The following is an 11,940-nucleotide window of genomic DNA, read 5'->3' on the forward strand; positions in this document are numbered from 1 at the left end:
CTTTGTAATATTTACGCTATTTATTACTGCTGGTTGTGTAAATCGACCTACTCCATTACCAGAGTCATACGCGCAGAAATTGCCCTGGGGAGCATTAGATCTTGATATTAATCATCATGACTCAGAATATACGCTACGCAGAAGCTTAGGAGACGTTTTAGAAAAAAAAATGTTAGAGTTTAATCAAGATCTGGAAAATAAAGATTTTAATATTTTAGCGCTATCGGGTGGCGGTGCAGGTGGTGCTTATGGTGCGGGGGTATTAAATGGGTGGAAAGATCATGGCACTTTGCCTGAATTTGATGTTGTGACCGCTATTTCTACTGGCTCTATTATGGCTTCATTTGCATTTTTAGGCGGGGAGCATATCGATAAATTAGACCCGATTTTTAATAATTTGAGCTCTGACGATCTATACACAAGCAGTTGGTTGAGTGTGTTTAACGGTGCAACAATCTCTGACCCTACCCCTTTAAAAAAATTGCTTGAAAAAGGAATTACTAATCAGTTCTTAGATAAAATTGCAGCAGAGCATAAAAAAGGCCGCCGTTTATATATTGGTAGTACTAATTTAGATACGGGACAACTGGTTGTTTGGGATATGGGCGCAATAGCATCGAGTGACCGTAGTGATAAAGTTCAACGTTACCGTGATATTATTTATGCATCAAGTGCGGTACCCATTATTTTCCCACCACATTTTTTTGAAATAAACATAGAGGGTGAAAAATATTATCAAATGCATGTAGATGGTGGTGTGTACTCAAATGTATTTATGATTGGCATGTTTATTAACTGGGTAGATCAGTTACAAGTGACAGAGGGAAAACACAAAAAAGTTAAATCTAATCTGTATATAATTGCCAACAAAAAGTATCGTGAACGACATCATTATGATCCTGTTCCATTGAGGATTCGTCCAATATTAAACTCATTTATTAACGTTGAAATGGATCTCTTATTTGATCGTAGCGTAGCGCGTATTTATCATAGTGCGAAACAAAAAGAGGTGAATTTTCATATGGCAACGATCCCTCAAGACTCAGACCATATAAAATCAACGCTGGATTTTGTGCCGAGTGAAATGCGTGAGGTTTATAAATTAGGCTATGAAAATGCATTAACGGGGTACAGTTGGCAAACAGAGATAAAATGGAATGAGTATGACTTGCAAATTGATAGACAGTTAGATAAATAATTATTATTTCACTGGGTGGTGCTAAAGGATGAACCGCCATTAACGTTGACTAAGGTGGGAACAAAACATCCTTTTTAGTTAAGCTTTTTACATTTATCGGAAGCAGTTATGACACAACCTCGGCAATCTCAAGTCTTGTTTCCTGATGCGTCTTATTTATACTGTTTTTTCGTTGTGTTAGGCGTGAGTTTTTATAGTGAGCAAGCTATTTGCATGCGGTGGTGCCAGCTTTACGCTGCACTGCTTTAGTTGAAGTTGGCTGAAACAACATTGTTGCCAGACGTGCGGTTCCTCCCTTCAAGCTGTGCTGCACCGGCTTGCATGAAATAAAAAAAAGATCCGACCTAGAACAAAGGCTTTCTATTAGTCCTATACTAACCCTAGGATCGCTTTATGAGTTTCTCGTGGCAGTTTATTCCTGCGACACAAGTAACACGCCCATCATCTTATTTATGTTTATAAAGAGAAAATAATATGAAAAATAGACAAATTCTTTTTATCATTATGTTTCTAGCAACACCAATGATATTGGGCTGTTCCCACATAAAAACCCGTAATCCTCTGCCGCAGGATTTAAGCGCTGGCGCCCAAGTATTGGGCTCCGATAGGATGAGAATGTGGGGAGACCGGACGCCAACTTATTTGCAAGAATGGTTTGAATTACCCCGGGTTGAGTTAAGCGCTCAGTATCCTGCCTTGTTCAATTCTGAACACAACTATCTTGCAATCTCTGGCGGAGGGGCAAATGGGGCTTTTGGTGCAGGGCTCCTGTTGGGGTGGACTGAAAGAGGAGATCGGCCCGAGTTCAGTATTGTGACCGGAGTCAGCACCGGAGCGCTTACGGCACCCTTTGCTTTTCTTGGTTCTGGATATGATGAGCAACTAAAAGCGGTGTATACAACAATATCCACCAAAGATATCTTAAAAAAGCGTTCTAAACTAAAAATTATTACGGGTGATTCTGCAGTGAACCCCGAAGGGCTGCAAAAAATGCTCATCAAATATATTAATCAGGATCTGATGGAAGCCATCGCATCTGAACACTCAAAGGGCCGGCTGCTTTTGATCGGTACAGTCAATCTTGATGCAGGTAGACCAGTGATCTGGAATATTGGTAAGATCGCGGCTAGTGAAAATCCAAATGCCCTTGATTTAATTCGAGATATTCTTTTGGCCTCGGCTTCTATTCCAGGTGTTTTCCCGCCGGTGTTTATGGAAGTGCAATCCAACGGGGTCACATATGATGAGATGCATGTGGACGGCGGTACCGCTTCTCAGGTTTTCATCTACCCGACAGGAGTAGACTGGAGCAAAGTTATTGAAAGGTTAGAAGTGCAAGGTACGCCACGCGCTTATATTCTTAGAAATTCCCGTCTGGAACCTGAGTGGAAGAATGTGGAGCCCAAACTTCGCGACATTGCTCTGCGAAGCACTGACACGCTTATCAAGAACCAGAGCTTTGGTGATCTGTATTACATCTACCTTCGCAACAAGCAGGACGGCGTTGATTTTAATCTGGCATTTATCCCGGAAGAGTTTAAGGTCAAATCAAAGGAACCTTTTGATCCTGAATACATGGGGAAATTGTTTGATTTAGGATACCAGATGGGCAAACAGGGTTACCCATGGAAAAATGTTCCACCCGGATTTCAGCCTACGGGGAAGGGACTATATTGAGATTGATGCCAAAACCGGAGCGCCGCACGGCTTTATGCTGGGCTCCGGTTTCTGTCATGGGTGAAAAAGATTTGGATCTCCTGCTGTTTACCTCTTTTGCTGTACCCACTGTATTGCATCTTTCTTATTACTAAAAACCTTTCCAATCTCTGGAAGTAGAGTTTCAACAATTGAATTTTGTATACAATTTTTGACAACTATCGCCAATGAAAGACAGCCATTTGTGCTTAAGGTACTCCAATGTTCACCAATTAGACTTATTGTCTGGGGTGAACCCAAGCACTCAGTATCCCAAATTTCGATAATAGAAAAGATATTTGATCTTCTGTTAATAATCAGATCTTCATATGTATTTCGGGCATCAACTGCACCTTCGTTATCGACAGTTAAGTCAATGCGGGATCAATGTGCCGGAAGATGTTTCATTAATCGGAATGGATAATTTGCGTATCTTGAAGTACCTGCCGTTTCAGTTAAGTACCGTTAGTCAAGATATCGCTAAGCGTGGTTATCAAGCGGTGCAACTGCTGAAAGATGAGAACCTAGCTGTCAATACGGAGCTTCGTCTTATTGAGGGAGATACGACGGGAAAAGCAAAAACATTCAGGTAAATCAATAGCCACGTTCAATTCGGTGAGCAATCATAATGCGCTGCTATTAACCCAAGTAATTTAAATAGTTTGTTTGATTTGACTATCATCTAAAGCGGGAATGTCCGGGCTATATGTTGGCGCTGATTTTTGCGTTTTTTTGCTACTTATTGTTTCTAGTAAAAACCGCGACAGCCATAAAGCGTCTGATGGATTTGCTTTATTAAGGGGAAATTTGTAGATACTTTATTTGTTTCTTTTCTTCAATCGTTAATACCTTATACCATCGAGGATAAGTCCAACCGTAACCCCACCTAAACGCCGTAGGCAGGTATGGACTCCCACCAACTCGGACACCAGCCAGCATAAGTGCTGCAATTTGCGGTTCACCTACTTTAGATACACATTGGTGAAGTTTTTTATCAGCAATTAACCTTTCGCTGTATGTTCCACCTTGCCAATAAGCATAATCATGAGCGGTACAACACGATAACCATAATTCTTTCTGCTCAAATGTTCCATCAGGAAAGGCGCTACACCCATCAGAGGTAAAAGGCTTAATATCCGCTGCATTCACAGTTAGCGAAATAAGCAAAAAAAAAATAAAGATGATATGCATAGTTTCCTCATCACTGACACTTAACATATTGAATAAGATAAAAGTGTAACACTTGAGCTGACTTGGTTAATAGAAAACCATTATTCCAGATAAGAATGCCAACTTAGTTACTGACCTATCCGCAGACTAAGTCCTAAGTTGGCATTTAATAATCCACCACTTCAAGCCGCAGAGGGCTGAAAGAAGCGGTGAGGGTCTGTTATTTATGACTTAAATAAATACGAGTTTCAGAATAAATACAATTGCTAATACATTCATACCTAAAGATACGTCCTTCGAGCGACCAGTAGCATGTTTGATAATAGTAAATGATAGGAAACCTAAAATAATACCATCAGCAATTGAGTAAGTAAGCGGCATCATGATTGCTGTGATTGCTGCTGGCACGTAGTCCGTAAACTCGGCCCAGTTCACTTTACTTAAGCTGCCGACCATTAGAAAAGCCACATAAATCAACGCACCTGCAGTTGCATAACCAGGGACGATTTGTGCTATTGGAGCAAAGAACATTGCTACTAAGAACAATAAGCCTACAACAACAGCCGTTAAACCAGTACGGCCGCCTTCAGCAATACCCGCATTACTTTCAACATATGTAGTTACTGGTGGACAACCAATTACTGCACCAGCAACACTAGCGATACTATCAGCAGTAAGAGCTTTATTTAGATTTTCAATTTTGCCGTCTTTATTATAAAAATGGGCACTGTCAGCTACCCCGATCATAGTGCCGGCAGTATCAAACATATTCACAAACAAGAAAGCTAAAATAACACTGATCATAGACACATCAAATGCACCCATCACATCCATCTGCATAAATGTTTTTGATAAACCTGTCGGTAAAGAGATCGCTTGTTCCGGCAAGCTAACTAAACCCATTAGGGTACTGATAGCTGTGATAGTAATAATGCCGATCAATACTGAACCGAAGACTTTACGTGATGCTAATATAGCAATGATGATGAAACTCATTGCGCCTAACACTACCTTAGGATCATGAAAATCGCCCATAGTAACGAGTGTTGCTTGACTAGCTGTAATAATACCCGCGGCTTTTAAGCCGATGATACCGAGAAACAGACCAACACCCGCAGTCATCGCATAACGCAAACTGGTAGGGATGCTATCAATAATCCAACCGCGTAATTTAGTCACACTCATGATGACAAAAACAACACTTGAGATGAATACTGCGCCTAGCGCAACTTGCCAGGAATATTCCATTCCTTTAACAACAGCAAAGGTGAAGAATGCATTCAGCCCCATGCCAGGTGCTAAACCTACCGGCCAGTTTGCATAAAGCCCCATAAAGATACAGCCTATTGCCGCACTTAATGCAGTTGCAACAAATACTGCCTGGTAGTCCATGCCTGCAATTGACATGATATCCGGGTTAACAAAAAGGATATAAGCCATAGTTACGAAAGTCGTAAGACCAGCCGTTATTTCTGTTTTAATATTGGTATTGTGGGCTTTTAATTTAAACAGCTTTTCCATTAAGGATGCAAAAGCGGAGGTACTGATAGATTCAGTATTAGGTGTAGATGTACTAGCCGTATTCATGGGTATAACTCACTTTTTTGTTTCTTCACCTTAAAGACTGCTCTTAATTGCGTCCAAAGTGCAATTACAGATACAAAAAAGGTGATTGGTTGTTTAATAAACGACGGTCACTCAGCAGAAAAGTGGTGGAAAGTTCTGAGCTGACAATTATTAAATAACCGGGTTAAAATTAGGTAATCATTACCTGTTATTTATTCACATTTGTGATTGGGCGCGATTATGGGGTAATTCGCTAAGAAATGAAATCAATTTGTATAAAAATTACATTTTCGTTACAAAATTTCGGAATGGCAAATGGAGTGCTGTTTTTTTCGCAGTGAACAAAAAACACAAGTTATAAGAAACAGGCTGGAGAGCTAAAGTTTTATTAAGAGCCGTTTTCTGTTTTTTGCCTTTTGTTAGTTTACAACTAAGGTTGTGTTATTGGACTGACATTCTTTGCGCCACATAATGAGTCGGACATTATCACTGGTGTAGTCTGTGGTATGGGATAAGTCTTGCAAAGCTCAAATGAGGATTAATATAATGTCGAGAAATTCTTTTATTTTCGTCGCCTGTTTTTTATTTATCTCCACAGCCTTGCTCTCTTTAGTTTGGCCAGCCATGATCTGGGCCTTTATTGTTATTTTACCTGTCATTTTGATTGGTATTTACGATATGTGGCAAACTAAACATGCACTTTGGCGAAACTTTCCTGTTGTGAGCCGAGTGCGTTGGTTAGTGGAGTTTATTCGTCCATATCTGCGCCAGTATCTTTTTGAGTCGGAAACTGATGGTGTACCGATCAGTCGAATGTTTCGTTCAGTTATTTATCAAAGGGCAAAAGGGACGCGGGATACTGTGCCATATGGCACAAAGGTTGATACTTTGCGGGTCGGTTATGAGTGGATTGGCCACTCGCTGGCGGCTAAGCATATTAATGAAGAAAACCCCAACCCCAGAATTACTATCGGCGGGCCTGACTGCATAAAACCATACTCTACAAGTATCTTTAATATTTCAGCGATGAGTTTTGGTGCTTTAAGCAATAATGCGATAAAAGCACTCAATAAAGGCGCTAAAATTGGCGGTTTTTCACACAACACCGGTGAGGGCAGTGTAAGCCCGTATCATTTAGAGCATGGTGGCGATTTGATTTGGCAGCTGGGGACGGGTTATTTTGGTTGTCGGGACAAGCAGGGGGATTTTAACGCGGAAAAATTTTCCAAAACCGCGCAATTAGACGTGATTAAAATGATTGAAATAAAGTTATCTCAAGGTGCTAAACCCGGCCATGGCGGAATATTGCCTGCGCATAAAAACACCATAGAGATTGCTGAAATTAGAGACGTACAAGCAGGTGAGACGGTTGATTCACCTCCTACTCATTCAGCATTCTCCAGCCCTTTAGAGATGATGCGTTTTATACAAGAGTTACGGCAGCTCTCTTGTGGTAAACCGATCGGTTTTAAACTCTGTGTCGGGCGCAGAAGTGAGTTTTTTTCACTCTGCAAGGCTATGGTTCAAACGGGTATTAAGCCGGATTTTATTACGGTTGATGGCGGGGAAGGGGGCACAGGAGCTGCACCATTAGAGTATGCAAATTCAGTAGGTATGCCATTAAAAGAGGGACTCAGTTTTGTTTGTGATACCTTGATAGGTTTTGGTCTAAAAAAGGATATTAAAGTAATTGCGAGCGGCAAGATTTTTACGGGTTTTCATATTGTTAAGCATATTGCATTGGGCGCAGATCTCTGTAATAGCGCGCGCGGTATGATGGTCGCATTAGGATGTGTTCAGTCTTTAATTTGTAATACCAACAAGTGCCCTACGGGCATCGCAACACAGGATCCTAATTTAAGCAATGGCCTGGTTGTTGAAGACAAAGCGAGTCGGGTCGCACTGTATCACGATAAAACGGTTAAAGCTGCAATGCAGATTATAGCTTCGGCAGGACTTGATTACTCAAGCCAACTCAACCGCTCTCATATTTATAGACGCACCAGCCAAACCGATATTTTACGCTATGATGAAATTTATCCTTATCCGATTGAAAACAGCTTCTTGAGTGATAAATATCCGAAAAGCTTTGCTCAGGAGATGTCAGAATCTTCCGCGGAGAGTTTTCTACCCCGGCACTATTTTGTTAAGTCGAGTTCGGGATTATCTGAGATGAAATAACGCTTATGGGCATAAACTTTGCTGTTTTACTCACCATAGAACTATTGTTTTTATGCAGGCCTGCAATTTCTTTTTTCTACAACAACTATTATTTTGTTAAGTCGAGCTAGGGGTTATCTGAGATGAAATAACGCTTATGGGCATAAACTTTGCTGTTTTGCTCACAATAGAGCTATTGTTTTTATGCAGGCCTGCATTTGCTTTGTTTCACCACAACTATTATGGCTTTACTTTTATTGACTCTCGAATTGGAGGCTAGCAGCAGGAATCATAAAGCGAGGAAATCATATGGATAACGTAATTCCCTTCCCTAAGAACCCCGACAATTTTAAAGAGGTTGAGGAACTGATTTTTCAGGTAGGTCAAAAAGCGGGCTTGTCGGAAGTGATGATTGCCAATGTAACCGCAGAGTACCATCAATATTACAATCAGCTATTTATTAAATATGAATCATCTATGGAAATCCCAGCTGATTTAGGTATTAATCAACAACAAATAGATGCAATATTACTGGCACATAGAGATGCCATACAAGGTATCCAGGAAAAGCACAGCAAGCAAATCAGCCATGCTTGTCATATTATTATTGGCCTTCTAATTAAAGATCAATTAAATTCAATTAACTAAATATATTACAAACAATTAAATGCATAATATTAAGCTGAACGCTGTTTCGCCTGCAAGTCAGGTTTTCCTAATTGGTTCCATATATAAAATGGCGTCGTTTCTGTGGCTACGTGCTTTGTGTTTAACTTTAAGAGAGAAAAGATGGCAAGGTTAACTATCACGTTAGTGTTTATGATCTTTATCGTATTTCCAGTAAGTGCAAAGGACCTGAAATTTGCCGTTGTCCCGAAGTATCATGGTGTCTTTTTTAATCAAAGTGGAGATGGTTGTAAAGATGCTGCTGCTCAAATAGAAGGAGTTGAATGCGTATATCGTGGGCCTGATAAAGGCGATGTGCGAATGCAGGATAAAATTATAGAACAGCTGATTAATGAAGGTATAGATGGAATCGCTGTAGCCGTTACAGAATCTGATTTCCTTGCAAGAAGCAGTATGCAGAAAGCGATAAAAGCAGGAATTCCTGTTATTACCTATGACTCTGACTTTGATACACCTACTCTGGGAAAATATAAAAATTTGCGCCTGGCTTATATCGGAACAGACAATTTTGAGCTTGGAAGGGCTTTTGCAGAGCAATTAAAAAAATTACGCCCCGAGGGAGGAACCCTTATTATTCAAACTGGACGACCAGATTCTCCAAATTTGAATTTAAGAATTATGGGCCTGCGCTCCGCTCTATCAGGAAAAACTTATCAGACTCCTCCAGGAAAAATGCTCAAAAACGATAATGGCTGGACTGAAGTTCGACGTCCTATACCCAATTATGACAAGATTAATCGGGCAGTTAAGCAGCTTGAGTCTGTTTTGAAAGTACAGCCAAATCGTGCGGACTCCTTTATTGCTGTCGGTGGCTGGCCGCAAAATGATGAATATCGCTATCGTGAAATGATTGCGCCGTTTAAAGTGAAACTTGATCGCAAGGAAGTGGTGATTGTTATTTCTGATGCGTCTGATGGTCAGCTAGCCATGTTACGAGACCATCTTGCACATGGTAATGTTGGGCAAAAACCATATGAAATGGGAAAACAGGCAATCTTAACGCTTCATAAAATCGTCAATAAGCAAAAGTATAAGAAAGTAATTTACACTCCACTGACCTATTGTACTCCGAATAATTATGATACTTGTACTAAATAACCTAACAAAGTGCTATAGAATCTACAACGACGCCCATTAACTGAATAACTGACTATTTATGATGACGTTTCAAATAAAATATTTGCTGGTTTTTATTTAGCTCTAGGATCGTGAAACATAGTATTCAATTGATTGAGGCGATCTCCTAAAGCCTTAAGGTCGATAATATGGATTTTCCCGCGTTCTATAGAAATTTCATGGTGCTTTTCAATTTTTTTTAGTACTTCATTGATTCTAGGCCGGGAAAGACCTGTTACTGTGCATAATTGCTCCTGTGTTATCTCAATCGATATTTTCGCTCCCTTTATGATTTGTTTCTTTTGCGCTAAGGCAAGCAAGGTATAGACAATGCGTAGCTCTTTATTATGAAGTGCGGTGAGTTGAACTTGTAACAGCCTTGGCTGCATTTTAATTATGCAATAATATAAAAACTTAAAAACCTCGGGGTTGCTTTCTGCCAGTTGCGCAATTTTTTGCTTTGAAAAAAACAGGTATTCCACCGGCTCAAACTCAACGGAGAATATAAAAAACTCGGCATTACTTCCTAAGGAGTATGCACCTATCCAATCATGAGCGCCAAATACACAACCTAAAGCATTATTCATATTTTCAGATGTATAATAATAAGTGGCCAGACCGCTTGTTATATAATAAATTCCAGGAAAAGCAGCCTTCTTCTGTGTGTTTTGTAAACCTTTACCTGGTTGAGCAATATTAAGTAATTGATGCTTTAAATCATTGGATATTTTGCACGGCCAGTGGAGTGTATCAATACTAAATTCAGCCATCTTATACTCGTTTTTAGATTAAGATACTATTTACTATAGTGCACCGATGAGAGAGTAGAAAGCCGGTTTAATACTAAACTGCTTATCTGCTTTCGCTTATATTCCCCTGATTCGTAACCGCACTTATAGCGGATCTTGATAAACACAAACGCTTCTTTTGCTACGCGCAGCTAACTAAAGTTTCAAAAGCAAAATATATTTGATTGCATATTGGGCTTGAATAGAACCTTTTCCCCGACGAATTTATCATAAAAGTTGCTAACTGCTGGCTCTGTTCTTTAAAGAACAGAGCCTGTTATTTAAACCGGTATTATTCAACGATTGAAATGCCCGCTAATGAAGTAAACAAAGTGAAAAGAAACTTCTCGAATATAAGGTGCTCTTACTTGAAAACAATAGCCAATAAAGCTCCCTATGAACTTCGTTCGCTAAATTCAGCGGTTGAACAGATAGTATATTATGATTCCTTAACACAACTGCCAAATAGAAATGCATTTATGCTTGCATTAATTAACTTAGTTAGCGTTGACAATGTTCAGGAATTTAACCTGTTATTTGTTGACTTGAATCGATTTACAGAAGTGAATAACAATCCTGGGTATTTAGCTGATGATAAAGCGCTTATTGCAGTAACTAAGCTATTTAAAAATGCTACAAATCATGAAGGGACTTTAGCACGATTCGGAGGGGATCAGTTTGCATTCTTGATTAGAGGAACTGAAACACTGGCTTTAGATATTGTCGTCCGCTTACACCAGGTACTCGAAAAAGCGCTTTCAATAGAAGGGGATTTGTATCATATAAGTCCATGCATTGCTATGGCTCGCTACCCGTATGATGGGAATACTGCTGCAGAGTTGTTACACAGTGCGGATATTGCAATACAGCATGCAAAAGGCAAACAGGAGGGATATGGTTATTCCTGTAAGTTGCTAAATAGTGCGATTCGCCGGCACCGAATTGGCCAAAGATTAAAAGGAGCAATGAATGAAGAGTTGTTCCATCTGCTCTATCAGCCTACAGTTATTCTCGATAATAACCAGTTTTGCGGGGCTGAAGTACTACTAGGTTGGAACGATCCTGATTTAGGTTCCGTAAGCCTTGACGAATTTATTCCCATTGCCGAGCAACTAGGGGTAATGCCGAATATTGGTCAATGGGTAATTAAGCAAAGCTGTCTGCAATTAAAAAAATGGATTGCTGCTGAGACCCCTTTACCAGGGAGGTTGTCAATCAAGATCTCAACTCAGCAGCTTGAGCAGGAAACTTTTATTCATGAGCTGATGAATAATGTTCTGTCTGAGGGGGCATTACCAACAGACATTGAGCTTGATGTTACAGAAAGCCTTTTAATGAAAGATCAGCAAAAAGCAGAAGAAAAACTCTGTGAACTGAATATGTTAGGGTTTAGTGTTGCTATTGATGAATTTCGAACAGGTTATTCGTCTTTAGCTTATCTAGAAAAAAATTCTGAGCGAACGTTGAAAATTGGCCACTCGTATATGGTAAATATTGCCACTAATAATCATGTTAAGAAGCTTGTGAAGGTAATTATTGATACTGCTAATCGACTTGGAA

The 11,940-nt window shown here is 39.9% G+C and carries 10 protein-coding genes; 7 read left to right on the forward strand and 3 right to left on the reverse strand.

Features of this window, described 5'->3' with window-relative positions:
- The 3 genes from AC4GME_RS12495 to AC4GME_RS12505 all read left to right on the forward strand — a co-directional run.
- Positions 1 to 1,198 (forward strand): patatin-like phospholipase family protein (locus AC4GME_RS12495; RefSeq protein ID WP_490379486.1); only part of this gene is annotated, 1,198 nt, incomplete at its 5' end.
- Between the two features lie 474 nt (positions 1,199 to 1,672).
- The gene (locus AC4GME_RS12500; RefSeq protein WP_490376330.1) at positions 1,673 to 2,875 is read left to right on the forward strand and encodes a patatin-like phospholipase family protein; all 1,203 of its coding nucleotides are present in this window, start codon (positions 1,673 to 1,675) and stop codon (positions 2,873 to 2,875) included.
- Between the two features lie 347 nt (positions 2,876 to 3,222).
- Entirely contained in the window at positions 3,223 to 3,486 is a 264-nt protein-coding gene (locus tag AC4GME_RS12505; protein WP_490376331.1) for a substrate-binding domain-containing protein, read from the forward strand.
- 202 nt (positions 3,487 to 3,688) lie between these two features.
- On the opposite strand, the gene AC4GME_RS12510 is transcribed toward AC4GME_RS12505, so the two are convergent.
- Complete coding sequence (locus AC4GME_RS12510) at positions 3,689 to 4,084, reverse strand: hypothetical protein (RefSeq protein ID WP_490376332.1); 396 nt, start codon at positions 4,082 to 4,084, stop codon at positions 3,689 to 3,691.
- Positions 4,085 to 4,294: 210 nt separating this feature from the next.
- Entirely contained in the window at positions 4,295 to 5,650 is a 1,356-nt protein-coding gene (locus tag AC4GME_RS12515; protein WP_490376333.1) for an NCS2 family permease, read from the reverse strand.
- A gap of 525 nt (positions 5,651 to 6,175) precedes the next feature.
- Between AC4GME_RS12515 and AC4GME_RS12520 the strand changes: the two genes are divergently transcribed.
- The 3 genes from AC4GME_RS12520 (at position 6,176) to AC4GME_RS12530 (ending at position 9,574) form a co-directional block, all read left to right on the forward strand.
- A complete protein-coding gene (locus tag AC4GME_RS12520; protein ID WP_490379487.1) occupies positions 6,176 to 7,810 on the forward strand; it encodes an FMN-binding glutamate synthase family protein in 1,635 nt (544 codons plus the stop codon).
- Between the two features lie 288 nt (positions 7,811 to 8,098).
- A complete protein-coding gene (locus tag AC4GME_RS12525) occupies positions 8,099 to 8,437 on the forward strand; it encodes a hypothetical protein (RefSeq protein ID WP_490376335.1) in 339 nt (112 codons plus the stop codon).
- Between the two features lie 141 nt (positions 8,438 to 8,578).
- Entirely contained in the window at positions 8,579 to 9,574 is a 996-nt protein-coding gene (locus AC4GME_RS12530) for a substrate-binding domain-containing protein (protein WP_490376336.1), read from the forward strand.
- A gap of 92 nt (positions 9,575 to 9,666) precedes the next feature.
- Here AC4GME_RS12530 and AC4GME_RS12535 read toward each other — a convergent pair whose 3' ends face one another.
- Positions 9,667 to 10,362: a Crp/Fnr family transcriptional regulator gene (locus AC4GME_RS12535; protein ID WP_490379488.1), complete on the reverse strand. Its 696-nt coding sequence runs from the start codon at positions 10,360 to 10,362 to the stop codon at positions 9,667 to 9,669.
- A gap of 386 nt (positions 10,363 to 10,748) precedes the next feature.
- On the opposite strand from AC4GME_RS12535, the gene AC4GME_RS12540 reads away from it, so the two are divergent.
- Positions 10,749 to 11,940 (forward strand): putative bifunctional diguanylate cyclase/phosphodiesterase (locus AC4GME_RS12540; protein ID WP_490379489.1); only part of this gene is annotated, 1,192 nt, incomplete at its 3' end.

The organism is Psychromonas sp., from assembly GCF_983033635.1.

Coding starts and splice junctions, on each gene's coding strand:
- AC4GME_RS12515 (WP_490376333.1), bottom strand. CDS start 5,650: ATGAATACGGCTAGTACATCTACACCTAATACTGAATCTATCAGTACC.
- AC4GME_RS12505 (WP_490376331.1), top strand. CDS start 3,223: ATGTATTTCGGGCATCAACTGCACCTTCGTTATCGACAGTTAAGTCAA.
- AC4GME_RS12535 (WP_490379488.1), bottom strand. CDS start 10,362: ATGGCTGAATTTAGTATTGATACACTCCACTGGCCGTGCAAAATATCC.
- AC4GME_RS12525 (WP_490376335.1), top strand. CDS start 8,099: ATGGATAACGTAATTCCCTTCCCTAAGAACCCCGACAATTTTAAAGAG.
- AC4GME_RS12500 (WP_490376330.1), top strand. CDS start 1,673: ATGAAAAATAGACAAATTCTTTTTATCATTATGTTTCTAGCAACACCA.
- AC4GME_RS12510 (WP_490376332.1), bottom strand. CDS start 4,084: ATGCATATCATCTTTATTTTTTTTTTGCTTATTTCGCTAACTGTGAAT.
- AC4GME_RS12530 (WP_490376336.1), top strand. CDS start 8,579: ATGGCAAGGTTAACTATCACGTTAGTGTTTATGATCTTTATCGTATTT.
- AC4GME_RS12520 (WP_490379487.1), top strand. CDS start 6,176: ATGTCGAGAAATTCTTTTATTTTCGTCGCCTGTTTTTTATTTATCTCC.